Genomic DNA, 22,089 nt, shown 5'->3' with positions numbered 1-22,089 from the left:
CCAGCTGCACCTCTTGGGTAAGCGGTAACGGATTTCCGGATCAATCCAAAGGAATGCAGATGAATAAACTCGCAGCAGTTGTTGTCCCCCTGGTGTTGATTGCCGGCGCCTCAACGGCGCATGCGCAATCCATCTCTTCCGGCTGGACCACCTATCGCGCCCAGCAGCAGGGCCAGCAGGTGCAACCCGTTTCCACGACGTCGTCCGACGGCACCTCGCAAACGGTCGCCGCGGCCGCATACGCGAGACCCTCGGCACAGCCGGTTCAACGGCAACGGGTTGAACAACCGCGAGGCGGTTTCTTTGTCGGCGCGCAGGCGGGTGCCGGCTGGGTGATTGAAGATATTGACCAGCGCGTGCTGTCGTTCAATGCGGGCTACCGTTGGCAGGCTGGCGATTTCACTCAGGTGGGCATCGAAGTGGCTGCCAGCAGGTTGGAAGACACGGAGTGGCGGGGTTACGAAATTCCGAGCCTGAACTTTGTCAGCGTTGGCGCCAATGCCCGTTTCAACTTTGGTCCCGACAGCGCATGGTTCGGCATCGTCCGCAGTGGCTATTGGTATGCCGAGTCGGATGACTGGTTTGGCGAAGGTGGCAACATCGACGGTGGTTACGCAGGCCTGGGTATCGGTGTGGACATCAACCGTCACTTCAACCTGCAGCTCATGTACACCGCGTACCTGTATTCCAACCCGTATTACAGCTATTACGACGGTGACCGGGTGAACCGCGCCGACGTGCTGACCCTGGGCGGCGAAGTCCGCTTCTAAGCCGACGTGTTGGGTTGGTGCCTGTAGAGCGGAGCCACGCTCCGCTGCGGCACCACGGGCAAAGCCTCGGCCGGGCATGGCTCGGCACCCGGGCGAGCTTCATTCGGCGTATGCGGCCGCCCAAGGTGGTTGTTCCAGGCGCGCGGCCAGGTAGTCGATCAGCGCCTGCACGCGCGCCGGCCGGTGCAGGCCGGGCGGGGTGATGATGCTCAGGGCCAACGGCTCGACCTTCCAGTCGCTCATCACGGCTTCCAGCGCGCCGTCACGCAGTTCTTCCCACACCAGGAATTCTGGTTGCAGGGCAAGCCCAAGCCCGGCGCGCAACGCGGCATCGAAGACTTCAGCGTTGTTGGCCTGTAGCTGGCGCGGCACGGTCTGTGCGAATTCACCGTGGCGGCTGTGGGCGAAGCGCCACGTGTTGCCGCTACGCGTGTAGCTGTACTGGAAGCCGCGATGACGGGCCAGGTCGCGCGGATGCTTGGGCCGCCCGTGTTCTTCAAAATAGGCCGGGGCACCGACCAGCAGGATGCGCACCTGGCACAGCCGGCGCGCGCGCAGGCTGGAGTCCGCCAGCGTGGCGATGCGTAGCGCCAGATCGAAACGCTCGCCCACCATGTCCACCATCTCGTCGCTGAGCTGGATGTCCAGTTCCACATCGGGATGTGCCTGCATGAACTCCGGCAGCAACGGCGCCAACCGCGATACGCCGAACGACATCGGCGCCGCCAATCGGATCAACCCACGCAATGCTGCCGAACGGTCGGCAACTTCGGCTTCCACGGCCTCGCCCTCGTCGAGGATGCGTGCCGCGCGCTCCCGCGCTGCATCACCTGCGCTGGTCAATGACATCCGCCGCGAGGTGCGGTGGAACAGCGTGGTGCCGATGCGGGTTTCCAGCCGGGTGATGGCTTTGGAAACGGTGGCCTGCGACAGCTGCAGTTCTTCGGCGGCACGGGCGAAGGAGCCTGCCTCGGCCACTTTGGCGAAGATGGCCCAGGCTTCAAGGTCGGGGAGTTGGCTCATGGCAGGCGTATGTGGGGTCGTGGCGTGATCATGTCATAAATGGAATGGATGACTTTCCATTGGTTCTATTCTCGCCTTGCGGCTGCGCGCCTAGACTGCGCCCATCGAATCCCACTGCCCGCAGGAGAACGCCATGATTGAACATCGCCCCTTTGCCAGCCTTGGTGGAGCCAATCACGGTTGGTTGGATGCCAAGCATCATTTTTCCTTTGCCGAATACCACGACCCCAAGCGCATGCATTGGGGCGCGATGCGGGTCTGGAACGACGACACCATCCAACCCGGTACCGGCTTCCCGCCGCACCCGCACGCGGAGATGGAAATCATCACCTACGTGCGCGAGGGCGCCATCACCCATCAGGACGACCAAGGCAACAAGGGCCGCACGGAGGCCGGCGATGTGCAGGTGATGAGCGCCGGCAGCGGCATCCGCCATGCCGAGTACAACCGTGAGCCGGGCATCACCCGCATCTTCCAGATCTGGATCTTCCCGGATGAGCGCGGTGGCAAGCCGTCATGGGGCACCAAGCCGTTCCCGAAGGGCGAGCGCTCAGGCAGCTTTGTCGCACTGGCCAGCGGTATGCAGGGGGATGACGACGCGCTGCCCATCCGCGCCAACGCCCGTGTGCTGGGCGCCTCGCTCAAGGCCGGTGAAACCACGGAGTACCGGTTCACCGACGCAACCCGCCACGGCTACCTGGTGCCGAACATTGGCAGGGTTGAAGTGGACGGTGTGACCCTGGATGCGCGCGACGGTGCCGCTATCACCGGTGTGGAAAGCATCCATATCCGCGCGCTGGAAGACACCGAACTGGTGCTGGTGGATACGGCGGCCTGAGCCGTCCGTTGCGGGTATAACGTATGACGCAAAGGCGCAGGCGACTGCGCCTTTGCTGTTCCTGCCAACGTGGAACTTCGCGAGTGGGTGTGGCAACTCGTGCCGAGGCGTATCCGCGCTACGTCGATTCGCCCGTATTTTTCTTCTTTCGCGGCGTGCTCTTGCGCTTTGCCGGTGCGCGGCCCGTTGCAAGGTTGCCGCCTTCGCCACGACTCAGCTGATCCATCCACGTCAGCACATCGACATAGGCAACGAAGTGCTGCAGGTAGTCCGGTGAGATGTCCTGCATCAGCGCCATGGCACGGTAGGTGAGCACGCTGGAATGCAGCGGGCCGGCGTCTTCGGGTAGCGAATCCAGACATTGGCGCAGCAGGCTTTCGATGCGGATGCGGCTCCACAGCTGCTGGAATTCATCCAGCGCCGGCAGCAGCGTCGAGTCGCTCACCTCATTGCTGTCGCCATCCTGTGCCGTGCCAATGTTTGAGCCGTGCAAAGGCAGCGGGTATTGAAGTGGCACCGCGTTCAACTGCTCCAACAACGCACTCAGCGGGCTGGTTGTCGCGGTGACCTGCGCTGCCATAGGTGCATGTTTCGCGATCACTTCGGCATAGGCATCGGCCAGCGTTGATAACCGCGCATCCAACCGCTGCCGTACCAGGCCTTCGTGGCGTTCGGCGCGATCGGCGAGCGCACGCATCAGGTGGAAACGCAGCGGATCGACACGGTCGGTGCCGGCGGCACGCCAGGCTTCCAGCCGCGACTGTGGCGTGGCGGCGTTACTTTGCATCCGCCGTGCCGTCCTGCTTCGGGCGCGGGATGGGCGCGATTTCGACGCGCCGGTTCTTCGCGCGGCCGGCCTCATCGTCGTTGGAACTCACCGGTTGCTCGGCACCGAACGCGGCGGCGAATACCGACGCGGCCGGCACGCCGTCGGCAATCAGCGTACGGGTGACGGTGAGTGCGCGCGCTGCCGACAGTTCCAGGTTGTCGGCGAAGCGGGCGTTGGCCACGCGCACCGGCTGGTTGTCGGTGAAGCCGCTGACCATGAGGATTTCTTCGCGCGCATGCAGGTAGTCGCGCAGCGGATTGGCAATGCTTTGCAGCAGCTCGCGGCCTTCCGGCTGCAGCTGGTCGGAATTGAGCGCAAACAGCACGCTGCCGCTGATGCCGATACGGCCATTGATGACGGTGACGCGGCCAGCGGCCAAGGGTGCGGCCAGGGCCTGCTCCAGCGTCTTGAGTTTGGCGGTCTGTTCCTGTCGCTGTTTCACTTCCTCATCCAGACGGTTGTGCAGCAACAACTGGATGCCGATGACGCTGGCCAGGATCAACACAAACGCGCCCAGCAGCACCGACATCAGATCGCCGAAGGCCGCCCAGGTGGTGGCGGTGGATTCGGCGTCAAATTCGATCTCGTCGCTCATGCGTGGCCGGCCCCGTTGCCGTCACGGGCCACGGCCAGTTGCTGCAGCTCACCGATGATCTGTTTCTGCGAGAGCATGCTGAGGTCGATGACTTCGCGTGCCTGTGCGACGTAATACGCCAGTTGCTCATCGCTGCGTGCGAGCGACTTGTCCAGTGCTGTTTCGATCAGCTGCAGGCGTTCGTTCAAGGTCTCGGTGGACTGCCCGAACAACTGCACCGCGCCGCCAAAGGCTTCGCCCAGGCTGGCCACTTCCACGGCGCTGCTGGTGACATGTGCGGCGGCGTTGTCGAGCTTGCCGGTCTCGGTTTCGATCTGCGCGGTGAAGCGGCTGCCGACGCGTTCCAGCAGGTCGGCCGAGGTGCTGACCAGTGCATCCACGGCGGTACGCTGCTCGTTGGAGGCGTGGTTGACTGCGTTGAGCAACGTTTCCAGCGTGGACAGCAGGTGGCTGCGTTCTTCCAGCATGGCAGTGTCGCGCACCATGCTGTCGGACAGTTTCTGGCGCAGCTCGGCGACCACTTCGGCCGCGGCGCGTGGCGCCTCCGAAGCGCTCTGCACCAAGCGCGACACCTCGGCGATGGTGTCGCGGGCCTGCGCCTGCGATTGCTCGCTCATGGCCTGCGTGGTCTGTGCCAACGTGTCGCAGATCTGCTGTTGACGCTGCGCGACCTGTTCGCCATTGCGCTGCCAGCTTTGGTCCAGCGCGGCGACCATCGTGGTGAGCGTCTGCGACCAGTTCCCCAGGCGCTGTGTGTCGTTGGCGGCGAAGGCCGACTGCAGCTCGGCATGCGACTGCTGCAGAGCATCGAGCAGCGACCGTGAGTGGCCTTCAAAGCTGGCCGAGGCGCTGACCAGCGCCTGCTCGTTGCGCTGTGCCAGTGCTTCGTGTGCCTCGTGTTGCCGCGCGAGCGCGCTGCTCCAGGCCTCGGCCGTACGGCCGGCGTTGTCTTCCATGCGCGAGGCGACGCCATCGAGCAGCGTGGCGGAGCGTTGTTCAAACGTGGTGGTGAACTGCTGCAGTGCCTGCTGCAGTTCGCCGGTGAGCGAGTGGTTGCTGCGTTGCTGTTCGGTCAATGCGGTGCTCCAGCTTTCGCTGGCTGCCGTTGCAGCGCCACGCACGGAAGCATTGAGCCCATCGAGCTGTTTCTGCACCGCGTTGTCGATGGCGACATGCAGCGCATGTGATGTCTCGGCCAAGCCGTTCATGGTGGCATCCACCACCGGTTGCAGTGCCGCGCCCACGGCATTGGCCTGCTGGCTGATGCCATGCTGCATCGATTGCTGCAGCGACGACGCCAGCTGCGTATACGCCGCTTCGGTGCGCTGGTGGAATTCCTGCTGGCCGCTGTGCAGGCGCTCGTTGTTGCTGTGCTGCTGCTGCTCGAGGCTGGCCATCATCGCCTGCAGGCGATCCACCAGGGTCGGCATCAGCGCGTTCTGTTCCTGCAGCAGACGGAAGGTCTCGTTGCGCTGGAATGCCTGCGAATGCACGCGCAGATGCGCGGCGATGCCGGCGTCCAGTTCCTGCACCGCATTGCTGCGTTCGCGACGCAGCAACGCCGACAGCAGGCCGAGCGCGGCCGATGAGGCCACGCCGGCAATCGAGGTGCCGAAAGCGAAGCCCAGGCCTTTGACCGGGGCTGCCAGCGAGCTGCGGATGGCGTCCAGGTCGGTCGCGCTTTCCAGTGCCAGGCCGGTGCCACGCAGCGTGGCCATCATGCCCAACAGCGTGCCCAGCATGCCCAGCAATACCAGCAGGCCGACCAGGTAGGGCGTCAAGGCAGGCGCCGGCAGGCCGACGCGCTCGCCCTGCACGCGCAGGCGCACGGCGTTGCGCAGGCCCGGGTTCAAGCGCGACAGCCAGCCGTCGAGGTTGTCGCTGCCTTCATGGATGGCCGGCAGTGCCTGCAGCAGCGTGGTGGTGGCCTGGCGGTAGCGGAACAACTCCACAGCGCCGACCAGATAGCAGGCGGCAATCACCGAGGCGACCACAGCGGCCAACGGATGCGTGCCGGCATAGCCCACGCCGATCCAACACACGGCCAGCAGGCCGACAAGGAAAACAACGACAGCGACGAAATTTCTGAGCATGGGCGTTGGGTTACCGGGTACGCAGGGCTGCGAGCAGACCTTCGATGGGGTGGAAACGGACATCCAGCTCGGCCAGCAGCGCGATGCGCAGGTCCTGACGGAAGTTGGCCAGCCAAGGGCCGGTGGAGGTCGTGAGGGTGTCCGATGCAGGTGCATCGGCAGGGATTGCGGTGTTGCTGTCGTGCAGGCGCTCGAAATACAGGCCGAGCAGGGCAGGGACGTTGCCCAGCAGGGTGTGCTCGCGCGGGCTGAGCGTGGCTTCCATCACCGCGTCCACTTCGGCCAGTTGCGCCTTGGCCTCGGACTGCCGCGCCAACATGTCGCGTAGGCGGCCGCGCAGCTTGCCGGTGGCGATCTGCATGGAACGCTGCTGCTTGAGGCAATGCTGGCGGTACGGCGCGAACGCGGCCTGCGCGGTGGTTTCAGCCGCCGGCGCGTTGCGTGGCGGGGTCATGTCGATGTCGGCGTGGATGGCATCGGTCAACATAGCGCGGATACGGGCGCACTCGGCGTCCTGTGCTTCGTCAAAGGCGGGGCCTTCCGGCGGCGAGGGCGCGCGGTTGTCCAGCGCCCGCGACAAGGTGATGGCGCGGTTCCAGTCGAACCATTGCGCCAGCCGCTCGGGCACGTCCGGCGCTGCGCGCGAGACGGCATCGTCCTTGAAACGGGCCAGCAGGCGAATGAACGCCGGGCCCAGAACGGGCGCCCGTTGGATAGCTTTCGCCATGTGTCCTGACTAAAAAATCAGCATTTTACATGGCGGTGGAAGCTTCGCCCCGGCGGCGGCATTCAGGCAGAGGGAAGGGGCGGCTTGATATAGGTCATTGTTGAGAATGGTTATTATTCGTACAATGCGGCCCATCAGCCGCTGCCCCGCGCAGTCAGCCAATACTCGCTCTTATCAGTAGGTTGACTCCGTGTCCTTCCCCCGTTGCTCTGCCGCCGTCCGGCCGGCGCTGTTGTCCATGGCGGTTGCCGTGGCCTTGTTCCCCCTCGCCGTGTCCGCTGCCGCACCCGACGTGGGCGAGGCACCCGCCGATCCGGCGCGCACGCTCGATGCGGTGCACGTCAATGCCTACCGCACCACGGCACATGCCTCCAGCGCGACCAAAACCGATACCGCCATCGCTGAGACCGCGCAGTCGGTGTCGGTGATCGCGCGTGAGGAGCTGGACGCCCGTGGCGTGCAGAACCTCAACGAGGCCATGCGCTACGTCGCCGGCGTCACCCTGGAAAGCAGCGGCATCGACAACCGCGTGGATGACTTCCGCATCCGTGGCTTCAATGCCGGCAGCTGGTCCAACAACGTCACCGTTGATGGCATGCGCGCACCGCAGGGCAGCCAGTGGAACCGCACCATGGTCGACAGCTGGAACCTGGACCGGGTGGAAGTGCTCAAGGGCCCGTCGGCGGTGATGTACGGGCAGGTGGCTCCGGGGGGCATGGTCAACCAGGTCAGCAAGACGCCGACACCGGACCAGCAGCAGGTGCTGCGTCTGGGCATCGACGGCAACGGCCAGTACAACACTGCGTTCGATGTCGGCACCGGCACCGACGACAACCGCCACCTGCTGCGCTTGGTCGGGCTGTACCGCGACGGTGACACCCAGATTGATCACACCGAGCAGCAGCATTGGTTTCTGGCGCCGAGTTACACCTTCCAGATTGCCGAACGCACGCGTCTGACTCTGCTCGGCCTGTACCAGAAGGACGATGGCGGCTCGACCTATCAGTTCCTGCCGATGGACGGCACGCTGGTGGCCACGCCCTTTGGTCGCATGAAGAACACCACTTTCATCGGCGAGCCGGGTTGGAATACCTACGACCGCACTATCTGGACCGCCGGTTACCTGTTCGAGCACAGCTTCAACGGCAACTGGACGCTGAGCCAGAGCGCGCGGCATACCGATGTCCAGTCGCTGTTCCGCACCGTCGTCACCAACGGCGGCCTCAATGCCGATGGCCGCACGCAGAAGCGCCGCGGTACCTGGGGTGAAGGCGATTCCAAGGGCGACACGGTGGACACGCGCATCACCGGCAAATTCAGCACCGGTGCGGCTGAGCACACCTTGCTGCTGGGTGTGGATTGGCAGAAGGCTGATTGGACCGGCGCGCGTGGCGCGATGCTCAACCCGGCCGACATCGACATCTTCAATCCGGTCTATACGAACTACGTGCCGGTGACGACCAGCATCAGCTACTCCGGCGGAATCAATCGCCAGACCGGTGTGTACCTGCAGGACCAGATCGCGCTGGACAAGTGGCGGTTGACCTTCGGTGGCCGTTACGACTGGACCAAGGACGACACCTGGACGCGCAGCTATACCGTGGCCACGGGCCGCTACGGCGCGGTCGTGCCGACCCGGATCAAGGACGATGCCTTCACCGGCAATGTCGGCCTGCTGTTCGTGGCCGACAACGGCCTGACGCCGTATATCAGCTATGCGGAGTCGTTCCAGCCGTCGGGCACCAACACCAACATGAGCCACACGCTGTCGCCGTTCGACCCGGTGACCGGCAAGCAGTGGGAAGGCGGCATCAAGTACCAGCCGGCTTCATTCGATGGCCTGCTGACGTTGTCCGGTTACGACCTGCGCCAGCAGAACATCCTCACCAATGATCCGGACACCACGCACAACACCTGCGGTGCCAATGGCGCCAGCCAGTGCCAGGTGCAGGACGGTGAAGGCCGTGTGCGCGGCGTCGAACTGGAAGGCCGTATCACCCCGCTGGAAGGCTTCAGCGTGATCGGCGCCGCCAGCTGGATGGATTCGGAAGTCACCCGCAGCAACAACGGCTACACCGGCAAGCAGTTGGCGATGGTGCCGGACTGGACCGCTGCACTTTGGGCCGACTACACCTTCCAGGTGGGGGGGCTGGAAGGCCTGAGCCTGGCTGCGGGCGTGCGTTACAACGGTGAGAGTTACGGCGACAGCGCCAATCTCTATCTGATTCCGTCATACACGCTGTGGGACGCGGCCATCCGCTACGACGTGGGCCAGCATGGCGCTGTGGGCACGCAGTTCGCACTCAACGTCAGCAACCTCGCTGACAAGCGTTTTGTTTCCACCTGCGGCGGTGTGTCCTCGTGCTACTACGGCACCGGCCGCACCGTGACTGCCACCGCGCGCTTCAGTTGGTAATGCCATCGCGCCCGCCGGGGAAACCCGGCGGGTGTTCTTCATCGCCAACCTCTGAGCCCGATCGAATGAAAACCCGCCTTCCAGCCAGTGGCGCCACGCCATGAACCTGCTGCTGTCCCTCGTTGCCACCAGCGCGTGCATCGTCGCGGCATTGCTGTTGTACATCGCGTCACCACAGCAGCAATTACGCGCGGCCGGGCGGTGGCCGACGCGCCATGCATGGTGGCCGGGCACGCTGCTTTCACTGGTCGCGTTGCTGCTGATGTGGCCGCTGCTGGCGCCGCTTGAGGCAATCACGGCGTGGCTGGTGCTGTTGATGCTGGTGGGGTCGGTGTTGCCGTTCCTGGGTGCCTGGCGTGCCCGAGTGCGCGCACGGAGCGCAGCATGAGCCAGACGTGCGTGCGGCTGCAGAGCAGCCATTGGTTTGGCAAGACCTGCGCGGGCACGGTATTGGGTTTCGGCCTGGCGCTGGCATTGTCGGGCCTGTTCGCGTGGCTGGGCCCGGATGGCATCCATGCGGGCAGCGGCAAGAACCAGTTCAACATGTGGTTGATGGCGCCGATCTGGGCGACGGTGCTGTCCTTCGTCTACCTGTTCCGCAACAGCCTGCGTGCGTGGTTGTGGCTGGGCGCGGCCAACGTGTTGGCATTCGGCCTGCTGTGGCTGACGCGTTGGGTGATGGCGTGAGGGCACCGGCATGAAAATCCGCAGCGACATCATCAAGGTCTACAAGGACGTCCACATCTGGATTGGCATCGTCAGTGGGCTGATGCTGTTCATCGCCTTCTACGCGGGCTCGATCACCATGTTCGAGAAACCGCTGGAACGCTGGGCGGCGCCGCCATCGGCCTTGGCCGCCGCACCGTCGCTGCAGCAGGCCGATGCGCTGGTCGAAGCCGTGTTGGCTGAGCATCCAAAGGCGGCATCGCGCTACTTCATCTCGGTGAAGCCCGGTGCTGATCAGACGGCGCGCGTGTACTGGCAAGAGCGCACGGGAGGGCGGCGTCAGTTCAAGGAGTTCGCCGCAAGCTTCGGCGCCGACGGCAGCCTGCAGGTGGAGCAGACGCGCAAGGCACCGGTAGCGCAGCTGGTGGACACATTGCACCAGCTGGTCGGCCTTCCGTTTGCCGATGCGATCTCACGGCCGATCATGGGCGTGGTAGCGCTGGCCTATGCCGTGGCGCTGATATCCGGCTTGATCGTGTTGCTGCCAACGCTGACCAAGGACATGTTCGCGCTGCGCGTCGGCAAAAACATCAAGCGCATGTGGTTGGACGCACACAACGCGCTGGGCTTGTTCAGCCTGCCGTTCCATCTGGTGATCGCGCTGACCAGTGTGGTGTTCGCTTTCCATGATCAGTTCTATGACGCGCAGGACGCGGCGGTGTATCCCACGGGCATCGAATGGAGCGAGGAGCCGCACGAAGATCCGCCCGTTGGCGCCAAGCTGTTGCCGGCGGCCGAGTTGCTGCGTCGGGTAGCGGTGCAACTGCCTGGGTTTGAAGTGCAGAGCTTCGGCTTCCAGCGCAAGGACGGTCATGTCGAAGCAACGGTGACTGGCCTGGACGTCCGGCACGGCACGCGCGCGCGGCTGTACGCCAGCACCCATCTGGACCCCTACAGCGGGCAGGTGGATCCGCATGATCTGCCCGGCCACATGGACGGTTGGAATGAATCGGTCAATGCATTTTTCATGCTGCACTTCGGCAGCTTTGGCGGTAACCCGGTGCGCTGGTTGTACCTGTTGATGGGCTTGGCCGGCGCGGCGTTGTTCTACACCGGCAATCTGCTGTGGGTGGAATCGCGACGACGCAAACGCAAGGGACCGGAGACGCCCGCACAGAAACTATCGGGCTGGGTATTGGGTTGCCTGACGGTGGGTGTGTCGCTGGGTTGCGTGGCCGGCATTTCTGCCAGCCTCGCTGCAACCAAGTGGTTGCCCGCGTTGGTCGATGATTTGAAAGCGTGGCACACCGGTATCTACTACGCGGTATTCGTGGTGGCGATTGCGTGGGCATTTTTGCGTGGTGCTTCGCGCGGTGCGGTGGAATTGCTGTGGGCCAGCGCGGTATTCACGCTGGCGATACCGCTATCGAGTCTGGCCGGTGTCTGGGGCATTGGTGGTGCGTGGAGCCATGCAGGCAGCTGGCCGGTGGATGTCACCGCACTGCTGTCGGTGCCGGTGATGCTGTACATCGCGCATCGCACGCAGCGGCGAATGCAGCAGGGCCATAGCGACAGCATCTGGGCGCAGACAACAACAGCACCGGCAGGCAGCACGTTGGCGTAGGAACTGCGCAAGCTCCGTCGTTCCGGTGGGCGCGGCGGATCACTTTTCTGGCGGTGTTCGTGGAGCCCCGGTGCCGATTGCCACGAACGAAGAAGCCGCCTTCCGGCGGCTTCTCCATTTGCAAGGAATCCAACGATTCAAACGTCGCCTTCGCCCGACCAGCCTTCGCCGCTGCCGCGTTGGAACACCGTGTCGCTGTCCTGCACATCGCCTGCGGGGAAATGCGCCTGCGTGGCCAGCTGCGCATAGATCGGGGTGAAGTCCGGCTCGGTGGCAGCCATCAACTGGTCGAAGCCGTCGATGACGAAATAGCTCTTCTGGAACGTGTCGATGCGGTAGCGGGTGCGCATGATCCGCTCCAGATCAAACCCGATCCGGTTCGGTGCGGCCGACTCCAGCGAGTACAGCGATTCGCCCTTCGACGAGACGATGCCGGCGCCGTAGATGCGCAGGCCGTCGGCGGTGTTGATCAGGCCGAACTCCACTGTGTACCAGTACAGGCGGGTGAGGTTCTGCAGCGCGTCCGGGCCGATTGCGTGCGCCTTGACCCCGCCACGGCCGTAGGCGGCCATGTAGTCGGCGAACACCGGGTTCATCAGCAGCGGCACATGGCCGAACAGGTCGTGGAACAAGTCCGGCTCGGCGATGTAATCGATCTGGTCCGGACGGCGGATCCACCACGTCACCGGGAAGCGGCGATTGGCCAGGTGATCGAAGAAATCCAGTTCCGGCAGCAGGCCTTCCACGCCGACCAGCGTCCAGCCGGTGGCTGCGCCCAGGACTTCGTTGAGTTGGTCGAAGCGCGGGATCATGTGTTCGCTCATGCCCATTTCGTCCTGCGCATCCAGGAACTCCTGGCAGGCGCGGCCCACCAGCAGCTCGCGCTGGCGCTGGTACAGCGCGCTCCAGGTGGCGTGGTCGTCGGCGCTGTAGTTGTCCCACGGCTGCTCCACCACGGCCGTGGTATAGACCGGCACGTAACCCTTGTCGGTCTGTTGGTGTTCGACGCGGCGTGGGTTGGCTTCCATGGCGGCAGCTCCGTGAGGGAATAGGTAAACCCATGGTAGGAAGCTTGCCGCGCAACAGGTTTGCGAAATTGCGTCCTCAACCCTTTGTGGCGCAAGATTGTTGCGTCAATTCGATGCTGCGGAGCAACAAAGATGGCCTCAGTGACTTTGGATCGCACGGATCTGCGGCTTCTGGCCGATATCCAGCAGCACGGCCGCGCCACCAATGCCGAGCTGGCAGCGCGGGTGAATCTGTCCCCCTCCGCCTGCCTGCGGCGGGTGCAGCGGCTGGAAGCCGAGGGCGTGATTGTCGGTTACGGCGCGCGCCTGGAGCCGCGTGCGATTGGCCTGGGCCTGCAGGCCTTCGTGCGCGTGCAGTTGTCGAAGCACGGGCAAGCGGCCATCGACCATTTCGTCCAGGCCGTACAGCTATGGGATGAAGTGGTGGCCTGCCACGCGCTCACCGGCGACATGGATTACCTGCTGCAGGTCTACGTGCGCGACCTGGACCATTTCTCGGCCTTCCTGTTGGACAAGCTGCTCAACGCCTCCGGCGTGGCCGACGTCAATTCCAGCTTCGTGCTGCGCACGGTGAAGGAGTTCCGCGCGCTGCCGCTGTCGCAGTTGGGGCGGGTGTAAATCACTGCCTCTCTCCTTTTGGCCGTGGCCAAAAGGGAGGATCAAAGCGGAGTTGCGCCTCGCATCAACGTGCGGGTGCGCTGCAATCCTTCACCACGCCACGCAGCTTTTCAATGCGGCTGCGGCTGTCCTGGCAACGCTGGTGGGCTTCGGCCTGTGCGGCGCTGGTACGCACTTCGGCGGTGCGGAGGGCTGCGGCTTGCGCCTGTTGCAGGCGAGCAATGCCGGCACGGATCTGCGGCATCGCCGCCATCGCGGCCTTCTCGCCTTCAAGAATCGCCCGGCCACGTTGTTCGAAATCGGCAGCACCGATATCCAGTACCGCCGGGCGAATCACCACGTCGGCGCGGCCCAGTTCCTGCTCGCCCAGACGCTGGCCCATGATGGTGATGGACTGATTCACCGCGCCCAGCAGGCCGCTCGGGCGCTGGCCGCTGGCACGGCTGGAGATATCCACGGCGATGACGAATTCAGCGCCGAGCTGCCTTGCCGCATCCACCGGCACCGGGCTGACCACGCCGCCGTCCACATAGGTTTTGCCGCCGATGCTCACCGGCTCGAACACGCCGGGAATCGAACTGGAAGCACGCACCGCCTGGCCGACATTGCCGCGCACGAACACGGCACGGTCGCCGGTTTCCAACTGCGTGGCGACCGCGGCAAACGGCTTGCTCAGCCGCTCGGCCGGCTTGTTGCCGACCTGTGCATTGACGTAGTCCTGCAGCTTCTGGCCCTGGATCAGGCCGCCGGAGAACAGGCGCAGATCGCGGATGCTGGCTTCGTCCAGCGCAACGGCCTTCTGCTGCATGTCGAACGCATTCATGCCACTGGCATACAGCGCACCGACCACGCTGCCGGCGCTGGTACCGGACACCACCACAGGCTCGAAGCCGTTGGCTTCCAGCATCTTGATCACGCCGATATGCGCAAAGCCCTTCGCCGCCCCACCACCCAGCGCCACGCCGATCTTCACCGGCTTGACCGGTGTGGCCGGACGTACCGCCTGCGGCGGCGTGGGCTTGGTGTTGTCGCCACCACATGCTGTGAGCAGGCCAAACAGGGCAAGGGACAGCAGCAGGCGGGCGTTGCGCGGTTTCATGATGAATAGGGGTGGTTGGAAAGGGCGCCAGCATAGCGCTTTGCGTTGCCAAGGCCTGCGACGGGACAACCGTTGGTTTAGCTGCGGCTGTCATCCGCGGCCAGATTCAGCTTGCCGGAACGTACACCGTGGGCACCCAAATGATGGTCAGTATCCCCAGCACGATCACCACCCAGTACAGCCCACCCAACACCAGCCATACCCAATTTGCGGCGGTCAGTCGTGAATTTCCGGTGGCGTTGGGATCACCGCTGGCGAGGTTGGCCGCGCGCTGCGCATGGACGAGGGCCAGCGCATTGGCGACGAGCAGCAGGATGCCGATTCCGAAGCCCGGAAGGGCAGGCAAGATGGAATCGGGTAACCGGCTGACGATGCGTGCACCGATTGCTGAGACCACGTACGTGGTGGCCCACATGCCCGGTGACCACTTATAGCCCTTGTCTGAGCGGCGAAGCCGATAGTCGATTTCCTCGTTCAAGCTGTGCGCGAAGAAGATCGGAAAGATGGAGCGCGGCACCGGCCAGATGTTGAGTTTCTTGTCGCGCTTGTGCAGCGTCCAGTGTCGCCAGAACCAATACAGCGAATAGAAGCCCAGTGTCGCGACGTAGAGCAGCACGAGCTTGGTGATGGAAACCACGTAGAACGGCGGAAAGCCCGAACGTTCTGACACTTCTTCCAGCGTCAGTGACGCCTGCGGTGGAGCGTAGACATTGTCCTGCGCGTTCATGGCGTCCTGCCTTCCACTGAAAATGAATGCGGCGAGTATGGCGACGGCTTTGGAGGCCGGCAAGGTGGTCTGGCCGGCGCATGCAGGGCAACAGGAGATTGCTTCGTAATGGCAGGCAGAAGGCACCGCTGCTGCATGCGTTCGAATGCGGTTCCATAGCCCGGCGGGGCTGCACCATCACCGGGCTACGGAACTCACGACGGCATCAGAACTTGTTGTCACCATCCAGCAGGCGACCCAGCCCGCCCAGCACCGAGCCTTCGCCGCGGCTCTGGCCGCCACCTTGCGGCGCAGCGGCGAACATGCGGCCGGCCAGGCGCGAGAACGGCAGCGACTGCAGCCACACTTTGCCCGGGCCGGTGAGGGTGGCCAGGAACACGCCTTCGCCACCGAAGAACATGCTCTTCAGGCCGGCAACGCGGCGCACGTCCATGTCCACGCCAGCGTGGTAGGCCACCACGCAGCCGGTGTCCACATCGATGCGCTCGCCTGCGGCCAACTCGCGTTCGACCACGCAACCGCCGGCATGCACGAACACCCAACCATCGCCTTCCAGCTTCTGCATGATGAAACCCTCGCCGCCGAACAGACCGGTCATCACCTTGCGCTGGAAGTGCACGCCGATCTGCACACCGCGCGCGCCGGCCAGGAAACTGTCCTTCTGGCAGATCAACTTGCCACCGTGCTCGTCCAGCTTCATCGCCAGCACCGTGCCGGGGTAGGGTGCGGCGAAGGCAACCTTGGCCTTGCCGCTGCCGGTGTGCGTGTAGACGGTCGCAAACAGGCTTTCACCGGTGATCACGCGCTTGCCGGCCGACATCAGTTTGTCCATGAAGCCGCCACCCTGGCCGGTGTGCGAGCCGTCACCAAACACGGTGTCCATCTGTACCGCTGAATCCTTGAACATCAGTGCGCCGGCCTCGGCGATGGCGCTCTCGCCCGGGTCCAGTTCAATTTCGACGAACTGCATTTCCTGGCCGACGATCTTGAAGTCGATATCATCGGCGCGGTTGCGGCTGCCACCCACCGGCGGCGGCATTGGCGGTGGTGCGATCTGGCCGCCGAATTCGGGGACCTGGGCGACTGCCTGCCAGCCCTGCATGCCGTCGCGCCACGCCAGCGCCTGGCGGTTGGCCTGGGCGTACTGGCGGGCGGCTTCCTCATCGAGGGGGCCGACGCGGTCGGCCTTGCCGGGGACATGGAAATACCACTGGGTCATGGCGCATAGCCTGGAGCAGGATAGGGATGCCAAGTCTATGCATCCCGTGGACTTCACGCCCCTGACAGGCGTCATGCGGCTGAATACCTGAACGTTTGCGATACGAATGTTGTACTGCAACAATCCCGTGCTAGGCGCAGTCCCCATTTCCCCAACCAGGCTCTCTCCGCCATGTCCCCGACCCATCCCTTTCGTCGCCGTTTCCCGGTGGCGCATCCGCTGTTTGTTGCATTAGCCGCTTTGCTCCCCTCGGCCGTGATGGCCCAGGACGCGACCACCGCACAAAAGGAAGCTGCCACGTTGGATGCCGTGAAGGTCACGGCCGCACGCAAAGTGGAAAACATCCAGGACGTGCCGGTGTCGATCAGCACCGTCAGCGGTGAAAAACTCGATGCGCTGGCGTCCGGCGGTACCGACGTGCGCTATCTGTCCGGCCGCGTGCCCAGCTTGAACATCGAATCCTCGTTCGGCCGCGCTTTCCCGCGTTTCTACATCCGTGGCTACGGCAACACCGATTTCCGCTTGAACACCTCGCAGCCGGTGTCGTTGGTCTATGACGACGTGGTGCAGGAAAACCCCATCCTGAAAGGCTTCCCGATCTTCGACGTGGACCAGGTGGAAGTACTGCGTGGCCCGCAGGGTTCGCTGTTCGGCCGCAATACACCGGCCGGCGTGGTGAAGTTCGATTCGGTGCGCCCGACCCAGGAGTTCGACGGCTACGCCAAGGTCGGCTACGGCAGCGACAACCTGTGGAATGTGGAAGCCGCCGTCGGTGGTGCGTTGAGCGCGCGCTGGTCGGCGCGCGTGTCGGCGTTGTACCAGCGCCGCGACGATTGGGTAAAAAACACCGGCTCCGGCCCGAACGATGGCCTGGAAGGCTATGACGAGTCGGCCGTGCGCGTGCAGTTCCTTTACGAAGGCGACAATTTTGAAGCGTTGCTGGGCGCACACAGCCGCCACCTCAACGGCACCGCCCGTCTGTTCCGCGGCAACATCTTCAAGAAGGGAAGCAACGATTTCGTTCCAGGCTTCGACGAGAACAAGGTCTCCATCGATGGTTTGAACCATTCGGAGCTGGACAGCAGTGGTGCCAACGCGCGCCTGAGCTGGGATTTCGGCAATCTGAAGCTGTCCTCGATCACCGGCTACGAGACCGTGGACACCTTCAGCGTCGGCGACATCGACGGCACCTCGGGCCCGTACTTCACCGCTGAAGTGCCATTCGCCTCGGAGACGGCCGATGGCATTCCCAAGCACTCGCAATGGACGCAGGAACTGCGTCTGGAGTCGCTCAGCGATGGCCCGCTGAACTGGCAGGCCGGCGTGTTCTATTTCAAGGAAGACTACGACGTCGACAGCGTCAGCTACGACACCACCAACGGCAGCAAGCAGGATGGCTTCCAGCGCATCAACCAGACCAATGATGCGTGGGCGGTATTCGGCGGCGCCACCTTCCAGGCCACCGACAAGCTGGAACTGCGTGCGGGCGTGCGCTACACCGTCGACAAGAAAGACCTGACGGTGAAGGACTACTGGAACACCGGCTTTGCGCCGTGCATCGGCCCGTCGTTGGACCCGAATGGCATTCCGAAGTGCGATCTGGCCGGTCTGCTCGCGGCGCAGCAGGCGGCATTCGCCGCTGGTGATGCGGTGGACCCGTACCTGGCGGCGTCGACCAAGGACAAAAAATTCAACTGGGATGCATCGGCCACTTACGCCGTCAATGACGATGTGAATGTATATGGCCGCGTCGCCACCGGCTTCCGTGGCAGCTCGATCCAGTCGGCGGGCGCATTCAATGAAAAGACCGTGGCCCAGCCGGAAACCGTGCTGTCGTTCGAAGTGGGCGTGAAGGCCGACTTCTGGGACAACCGCGCCCGCTTGAATGCCAGCGTCTACCACTACCGCGTCAAGGACCAGCAGCTGACCGCCGTGGGCGGCTCCACCGGCAACGCCAACATCCTGCTCAACGCCGACAAGAGCGTGGGCAAGGGCTTCGAGCTGGACCTGCAGGCCTACCTCACCGACAACCTGTTGGTCACGCTGGGCAGTGGCTACAACCATACCGAGATCAAGGATGCCGACCTGAGCGTTGCCGGTTGCATGTCCTGCACCGTCACCAATCCGCTGGATGGCAATGGCAAGGTGCTGATCAACGGCAATTCGCTGCCGCAGGCACCAGAGTGGACCCACAACATGACCGCGCGCTGGTCGTTGCCGCTGGCCGACGGTGCGCAGTTCTACGTGTTCACCGATTGGGTCTACCGCAGTGAAGTGAATTTCTTCCTGTACGAGTCGAAGGAATTCACCGGCAAGTCGCTGCTGGAAGGCGGCCTGCGCGTGGGTTACCAGTGGAACGACGGTGATTACGATGTGGCGCTGTATGGCCGCAACATCACCAACCAGATCCGCGCCACCGGTGGTATCGACTTCAACAACCTCACCGGCTTCATCAACGAGCCGCGTCTGTGGGGTGTGGAGTTCAAGGCCAACTTCTGATCGTTGCAGGCAGCAGGAACGCAACACGAAGGGCGCGGATTTCCGCGCCCTTTTTTTTTGCCAACGAAGCCGGGGACGTGACCGACGCGGGATCGCCTACTTCACGTTCGCGCGTGCGTCGTGCAACCCCTTGTGCAGCACGTCCAGCAACTGCTCGTTGTCGTCTTGCCGCTGCTCCCAGTACATGATGCCGCCCAGGCCGTGCTGTTTCACGTATTCGACTTTGATCGCCAGCGAGCGTGGGTCGTCATAGCTGACCATGCGGCGCTCCTTGGGATTCCACAGCCACGGCACCTGTGCCTGCTCGTCCCAATGCTGCTCCCAGGCCGGATTGTTCAGGCGGGTGTGGACGATGTCGCGCCATGAAATGAATCCGCCCTCGCGGGTGAATTTCTGGAAGCGACCATTGTTGACCGGTGCCACATCACCAAAGGTGCGGCCGTAGAACGGCACGCCGACGTTGATCTTGTTGGCCGGTACGCCGGCATCCAGGAAGTACTTCACCGCGTCCACGGTGGTGCGGCCGGCAGGCGTGGCCAGCGGCGAACGCGACAACCCGGAATGATGGCCAGTGGTCTTGGTCAGACTGCCGTAGAAGTCGTAGGTCATCAGGTTGATCCAGTCCAGCGACTGCGCGATGCGCGGCAGCTCCAGACCTTCAGCGGCACGGCCTTCGGCGGCGGCGATGGTCAGCAGGTAGTGGCGTTGGCCGCCTTCGGCATTCAGGCGCGCGCGCAGTTGTTCCAACAACACGGTGAAGTTGTGGCGGTCATCCGGGCTGTGGCTGATGTCGGCGTCGCCCAGCGTTGGGTATTCCCAATCGATATCCAGCCCATCCAGTTTGAACTGGTGCATCAGCGCGACGCTGCTGTCGATGAAACGGGTGCGCGCGGTTTCGCTGGCGGCGGCTTCAGAAAAATTGCCGGCGCCCCAACCACCGATGGACAGCACGATCTGCAGCGAGGGGTTGTCCGCACGCTTGGCGACCACCGCGTGCAGCCGTGCCGGATCAACCTCATCGGGCAGATACACGCTGCCATCCAGTTTCACTCTGGCAAACGCGAAGTTCACCACGTCCAGTTTTTCCGCGGACAACTGCAGCGGTGCCGGGCTGTCCATTACGTAGCCGATGACACGGGGTGATTGCGCGTGTGCCGTCGCGGCGGTCAATGAAAGCAGCGCAGCGGCCAGCAGCGTGCGCAGGCCGGAATGTCGATGGAACACAGCCATGGGGATCCCCAGTACGTAAGACCCCGGACTGTAACCGGCCTGCTGTTGGCGAGCCCACGGCGGTGACGTTGGAAACCATCAGCGCATCATTTGTGGGCCAGATGAGACTCTGCCGCAGCGAATGCTGAGCCGGATGCCGCACCACACGTGGGGTGATGCGGAGCAACGCCGCGTCTACCCGCGATGCGTCTGCCGAGCATGGCTCGGCACTAGCACTGCGCGGGGAATCAACGCGCTTCGGGGATATCCGACGTCAGCGCGGCGGTTTCAGCGGCGCAGTCACGCGGCATCGGCAGCGTGAGGGTGCGCGCGTGGTCCAGCTCGCGGCGGGCCTTGACCAGGTCGGCATTGAACTCGGGGTTGTCGTGCAGGCGCGCCACGGCGGCAGCACCCATGAACTGGCCCTGCTGCACATCGCTGTACCAATGCACGTTGCACACCAAGCGGCTATGCCCGTAGTTGCGGCCGCGTTCCAGCAGCGCGGTGGCGCGGTCCGGTGCGATCTCGGCCAGGATCAGCGCCCAGGCCCAACCGATGGCGGTGTGCCCGGACGGGTAGGAGCCGTTCTTGCGCAGGTCGTCCTCGTCTTCTGGCGTGCAGGTCGGCTCATTGTTGACGGTGAACGGACGCGGGCGCTTGTAGTGGTTCTTGGCGGCTTTGGTGGCGGCGCTGGCATCGATGCGGCTGCGTTCAAGCAAGCGGTACAGCGCCGGTGTCTGCGCGGCGGTCACCGACACACCCAGCGCGCAGCTGAACTGGTCAGCGCCTGCGGGGAAGCTCAGGTCGGCGTCGGTATGTGCCTGCTGGAACCGCGCGCTGCCGCGCATGGCGATGGCTTCCCGTGCGACGGCGTCATCCAACTGCGCCCAGGCGGTGCCGGGAGCTGGTGGCGCGGGGCTCAGCGCCAGACTGTCGGGAATGGCGTCACCGTGCAGGTAGCCAGTCGCGCGGTCGGTGGTTTCCTTGCCGGGAGCGGAAGGCGAGGACGGCGTACTGGAGCAGGCGGCCAGCGCGGTGGCCAGCACGAGCGCTGCGGCAATGCGCAGCGGGGAGACGAAAAATGACATTGGAACGATGAAGGGGACAGCGGAACGGACCGGCATCATCGCACCTGCGGTAGGGCGCGGTATGCCTTCGCGGGTGCCTCCTTCAGCTGTTGCCCATCTTCAATACAGCGCCGCCGCTGCAAATCGGTACAGCGCGGTGCCGGTGACGATCACCATCGGTTCGCGATTTCCTGTGTGTCAAACCCGCTTCACATCCACCCAGGCGGTCAGCCGGCCCTCTTCTTCGCGCACTTCAATCGGCCCGCCAAAGACGTCCGACAGCGACGCCGAGCACAGCATTTGATTGCGCGGGCCGTCGGCGAAAATACGGCCGCCCTTCATCAGCACGACGCGGCCGATTTCCGGAATCACTTCTTCGATGTGATGGGTGACCAGCACCAGGGTGATGCCCTGCTGGGCCAGGTGCTGCATGGTGTCGATCAGGTGCTGGCGTGAGATCAGGTCCAGCCCGGTGGACGGCTCGTCCAGCAACAGCGCCTTGGGTTGGTTGACCAGGGCGCGGGCGATCAGCACGCGGCGGGTTTCGCCGGCCGACAGCTCGGCATAACTGCGGCCCAGCAGCGGCAGGGCGCGGGCCAGGCCCAATGCCTCGCGGGCGCGCTGGCGCATGGCATCGGTGACATCGCGGTGGGCCGGGACCACGTAGCTGGCGAAGAAGCCGGAAATCACCGCTTCCTCCACGCTCAGCCCGGGCATGTCGGACAGGTTGCTGGAGAGATCGCCGGTGACGATGCCCAGCTGCGAGCGCAGCCGGTCTACCTGCCAGCGCGTCTGCCCCAACACCTGCACCGGCGTGGGCCCGTCGGCGCGCGCCAGCGGATACAACTCGCGCGTGATCAGCTTGATGAATGAGGATTTGCCGCAGCCATTGGGGCCCAGGATGGCCGTGTGCTGGCCTTGTTCGATGCGCAGGTTGAGTTCGTGCAGCACACGCACCTGGCCGCGGACGACGCAGGCGTGGTTCAGTTCGATCAGCGGTGCCGCGATGGCGGCCGGGGCAATGGTCATTCAGGCGTGAGTT

At 64.1% G+C, this 22,089-nt stretch carries 20 protein-coding genes; 8 read left to right on the top strand and 12 right to left on the bottom strand.

From position 1 onward, the window contains the following. Positions 1–59 precede the first annotated feature (59 nt). Positions 60–770, top strand: coding sequence for a hypothetical protein (locus PAN08_RS16665; protein WP_269792635.1), 711 nt, complete (start codon positions 60–62; stop codon positions 768–770). Between the two features lie 99 nt (positions 771–869). Here PAN08_RS16665 and PAN08_RS16660 read toward each other — a convergent pair whose 3' ends face one another. Then, the gene (locus PAN08_RS16660; RefSeq protein WP_269792634.1) at positions 870–1,793 is read right to left on the bottom strand and encodes a LysR family transcriptional regulator; all 924 of its coding nucleotides are present in this window, start codon (positions 1,791–1,793) and stop codon (positions 870–872) included. Between the two features lie 133 nt (positions 1,794–1,926). On the opposite strand from PAN08_RS16660, the gene PAN08_RS16655 reads away from it, so the two are divergent. Next, positions 1,927–2,631: a pirin family protein gene (locus tag PAN08_RS16655; protein ID WP_269792633.1), complete on the top strand. Its 705-nt coding sequence runs from the start codon at positions 1,927–1,929 to the stop codon at positions 2,629–2,631. A gap of 118 nt (positions 2,632–2,749) precedes the next feature. Here the strand turns inward: PAN08_RS16655 and PAN08_RS16650 are convergent, their stop codons facing one another. From PAN08_RS16650 to PAN08_RS16635, 4 genes are read right to left on the bottom strand one after another with little or no spacing between them, the layout of a single operon-like run. Continuing rightward, positions 2,750–3,418 (bottom strand): DUF2894 domain-containing protein, encoded by a 669-nt coding sequence (locus PAN08_RS16650; RefSeq protein ID WP_269792632.1) that lies wholly within the window; start codon positions 3,416–3,418, stop codon positions 2,750–2,752. Beyond that, positions 3,408–4,055, bottom strand: a complete 648-nt coding sequence (locus PAN08_RS16645; protein WP_269792631.1) for an OmpA family protein — start codon at positions 4,053–4,055, stop codon at positions 3,408–3,410. The genes PAN08_RS16650 and PAN08_RS16645 overlap by 11 nt, the downstream gene beginning before the upstream one ends. Next, positions 4,052–6,148: a DUF802 domain-containing protein gene (locus PAN08_RS16640; RefSeq protein ID WP_269792630.1), complete on the bottom strand. Its 2,097-nt coding sequence runs from the start codon at positions 6,146–6,148 to the stop codon at positions 4,052–4,054. The genes PAN08_RS16645 and PAN08_RS16640 overlap by 4 nt, the downstream gene beginning before the upstream one ends. A 10-nt stretch (positions 6,149–6,158) precedes the next feature. After that, the gene (locus PAN08_RS16635; protein WP_269792629.1) at positions 6,159–6,875 is read right to left on the bottom strand and encodes a DUF3348 domain-containing protein; all 717 of its coding nucleotides are present in this window, start codon (positions 6,873–6,875) and stop codon (positions 6,159–6,161) included. A 190-nt stretch (positions 6,876–7,065) separates the two neighbouring features. Here PAN08_RS16635 and PAN08_RS16630 point away from each other — a divergent pair, with 190 nt between their 5' ends. The 4 genes from PAN08_RS16630 to PAN08_RS16615 all read left to right on the top strand — a co-directional run bounded on the left by PAN08_RS16630 (position 7,066) and on the right by PAN08_RS16615 (position 11,581). Then, positions 7,066–9,291 (top strand): TonB-dependent siderophore receptor, encoded by a 2,226-nt coding sequence (locus tag PAN08_RS16630; RefSeq protein WP_269792628.1) that lies wholly within the window; start codon positions 7,066–7,068, stop codon positions 9,289–9,291. Between the two features lie 100 nt (positions 9,292–9,391). Then, complete coding sequence (locus tag PAN08_RS16625) at positions 9,392–9,679, top strand: hypothetical protein (RefSeq protein ID WP_269792627.1); 288 nt, start codon at positions 9,392–9,394, stop codon at positions 9,677–9,679. Beyond that, positions 9,676–9,978 carry a hypothetical protein gene (locus PAN08_RS16620; RefSeq protein WP_269792626.1) on the top strand — a complete coding sequence of 101 codons (303 nt, stop codon included), beginning with the start codon at positions 9,676–9,678 and terminating at the stop codon, positions 9,976–9,978. Before PAN08_RS16625 ends, PAN08_RS16620 begins: the two co-directional genes overlap by 4 nt. A 10-nt stretch (positions 9,979–9,988) precedes the next feature. After that, entirely contained in the window at positions 9,989–11,581 is a 1,593-nt protein-coding gene (locus tag PAN08_RS16615) for a PepSY-associated TM helix domain-containing protein (protein ID WP_269792625.1), read from the top strand. Between the two features lie 137 nt (positions 11,582–11,718). On the opposite strand, the gene phhA is transcribed toward PAN08_RS16615, so the two are convergent. Next, positions 11,719–12,609, bottom strand: coding sequence for a phenylalanine 4-monooxygenase (phhA, locus tag PAN08_RS16610; RefSeq protein WP_269792624.1), 891 nt, complete (start codon positions 12,607–12,609; stop codon positions 11,719–11,721). Between the two features lie 132 nt (positions 12,610–12,741). Here phhA and PAN08_RS16605 point away from each other — a divergent pair, with 132 nt between their 5' ends. Further along, a complete protein-coding gene (locus tag PAN08_RS16605) occupies positions 12,742–13,227 on the top strand; it encodes an Lrp/AsnC family transcriptional regulator (protein ID WP_269792623.1) in 486 nt (161 codons plus the stop codon). Between the two features lie 64 nt (positions 13,228–13,291). On the opposite strand, the gene PAN08_RS16600 is transcribed toward PAN08_RS16605, so the two are convergent. The 3 genes from PAN08_RS16600 to PAN08_RS16590 all read right to left on the bottom strand — a co-directional run bounded on the left by PAN08_RS16600 (position 13,292) and on the right by PAN08_RS16590 (position 16,272). Further along, a complete protein-coding gene (locus tag PAN08_RS16600) occupies positions 13,292–14,329 on the bottom strand; it encodes a patatin-like phospholipase family protein (RefSeq protein ID WP_269792660.1) in 1,038 nt (345 codons plus the stop codon). Positions 14,330–14,432: 103 nt separating this feature from the next. Continuing rightward, positions 14,433–15,053, bottom strand: a complete 621-nt coding sequence (locus PAN08_RS16595) for a hypothetical protein (RefSeq protein ID WP_269792622.1) — start codon at positions 15,051–15,053, stop codon at positions 14,433–14,435. Positions 15,054–15,258: 205 nt separating this feature from the next. After that, positions 15,259–16,272: a TIGR00266 family protein gene (locus tag PAN08_RS16590; RefSeq protein WP_269792621.1), complete on the bottom strand. Its 1,014-nt coding sequence runs from the start codon at positions 16,270–16,272 to the stop codon at positions 15,259–15,261. A 171-nt stretch (positions 16,273–16,443) separates the two neighbouring features. On the opposite strand from PAN08_RS16590, the gene PAN08_RS16585 reads away from it, so the two are divergent. Further along, positions 16,444–18,771 (top strand): TonB-dependent receptor, encoded by a 2,328-nt coding sequence (locus tag PAN08_RS16585; RefSeq protein WP_269792620.1) that lies wholly within the window; start codon positions 16,444–16,446, stop codon positions 18,769–18,771. Positions 18,772–18,867: 96 nt separating this feature from the next. Here the strand turns inward: PAN08_RS16585 and PAN08_RS16580 are convergent, their stop codons facing one another. The 3 genes from PAN08_RS16580 to PAN08_RS16570 form a co-directional block, all read right to left on the bottom strand. Then, positions 18,868–20,001, bottom strand: coding sequence for a glycoside hydrolase family 18 protein (locus PAN08_RS16580; RefSeq protein WP_269792619.1), 1,134 nt, complete (start codon positions 19,999–20,001; stop codon positions 18,868–18,870). Positions 20,002–20,228: 227 nt separating this feature from the next. Next, complete coding sequence (locus PAN08_RS16575) at positions 20,229–21,068, bottom strand: phosphatase PAP2 family protein (RefSeq protein WP_269792618.1); 840 nt, start codon at positions 21,066–21,068, stop codon at positions 20,229–20,231. A 177-nt stretch (positions 21,069–21,245) separates the two neighbouring features. Further along, positions 21,246–22,076 carry an ATP-binding cassette domain-containing protein gene (locus tag PAN08_RS16570; RefSeq protein WP_269792617.1) on the bottom strand — a complete coding sequence of 277 codons (831 nt, stop codon included), beginning with the start codon at positions 22,074–22,076 and terminating at the stop codon, positions 21,246–21,248. Positions 22,077–22,089: the final 13 nt, after the last annotated feature.

This window comes from Stenotrophomonas sp. Iso1 (genome assembly GCF_027497995.1).
In the GTDB taxonomy this organism is placed as follows: Bacteria; Pseudomonadota; Gammaproteobacteria; order Xanthomonadales; family Xanthomonadaceae; genus Stenotrophomonas.
The sequence above is the reverse complement of the archived record's forward strand: the minus strand, read 5'-3'. Positions and strand labels throughout refer to the sequence as shown.

Excerpts from the sequence above, each read along its gene's own strand:
- PAN08_RS16665 (WP_269792635.1), top strand. The coding sequence starts at position 60 with ATGAATAAACTCGCAGCAGTTGTTGTCCCCCTGGTGTTGATTGCCGGC.
- PAN08_RS16660 (WP_269792634.1), bottom strand. The coding sequence starts at position 1,793 with ATGAGCCAACTCCCCGACCTTGAAGCCTGGGCCATCTTCGCCAAAGTG.
- PAN08_RS16655 (WP_269792633.1), top strand. The coding sequence starts at position 1,927 with ATGATTGAACATCGCCCCTTTGCCAGCCTTGGTGGAGCCAATCACGGT.
- PAN08_RS16650 (WP_269792632.1), bottom strand. The coding sequence starts at position 3,418 with ATGCAAAGTAACGCCGCCACGCCACAGTCGCGGCTGGAAGCCTGGCGT.
- PAN08_RS16645 (WP_269792631.1), bottom strand. The coding sequence starts at position 4,055 with ATGAGCGACGAGATCGAATTTGACGCCGAATCCACCGCCACCACCTGG.
- PAN08_RS16640 (WP_269792630.1), bottom strand. The coding sequence starts at position 6,148 with ATGCTCAGAAATTTCGTCGCTGTCGTTGTTTTCCTTGTCGGCCTGCTG.
- PAN08_RS16635 (WP_269792629.1), bottom strand. The coding sequence starts at position 6,875 with ATGGCGAAAGCTATCCAACGGGCGCCCGTTCTGGGCCCGGCGTTCATT.
- PAN08_RS16625 (WP_269792627.1), top strand. The coding sequence starts at position 9,392 with ATGAACCTGCTGCTGTCCCTCGTTGCCACCAGCGCGTGCATCGTCGCG.
- PAN08_RS16620 (WP_269792626.1), top strand. The coding sequence starts at position 9,676 with ATGAGCCAGACGTGCGTGCGGCTGCAGAGCAGCCATTGGTTTGGCAAG.
- PAN08_RS16615 (WP_269792625.1), top strand. The coding sequence starts at position 9,989 with ATGAAAATCCGCAGCGACATCATCAAGGTCTACAAGGACGTCCACATC.
- phhA (WP_269792624.1), bottom strand. The coding sequence starts at position 12,609 with ATGGAAGCCAACCCACGCCGCGTCGAACACCAACAGACCGACAAGGGT.
- PAN08_RS16605 (WP_269792623.1), top strand. The coding sequence starts at position 12,742 with ATGGCCTCAGTGACTTTGGATCGCACGGATCTGCGGCTTCTGGCCGAT.
- PAN08_RS16595 (WP_269792622.1), bottom strand. The coding sequence starts at position 15,053 with ATGAACGCGCAGGACAATGTCTACGCTCCACCGCAGGCGTCACTGACG.
- PAN08_RS16590 (WP_269792621.1), bottom strand. The coding sequence starts at position 16,272 with ATGACCCAGTGGTATTTCCATGTCCCCGGCAAGGCCGACCGCGTCGGC.
- PAN08_RS16585 (WP_269792620.1), top strand. The coding sequence starts at position 16,444 with ATGTCCCCGACCCATCCCTTTCGTCGCCGTTTCCCGGTGGCGCATCCG.
- PAN08_RS16580 (WP_269792619.1), bottom strand. The coding sequence starts at position 20,001 with ATGGCTGTGTTCCATCGACATTCCGGCCTGCGCACGCTGCTGGCCGCT.
- PAN08_RS16575 (WP_269792618.1), bottom strand. The coding sequence starts at position 21,068 with ATGTCATTTTTCGTCTCCCCGCTGCGCATTGCCGCAGCGCTCGTGCTG.
- PAN08_RS16570 (WP_269792617.1), bottom strand. The coding sequence starts at position 22,076 with ATGACCATTGCCCCGGCCGCCATCGCGGCACCGCTGATCGAACTGAAC.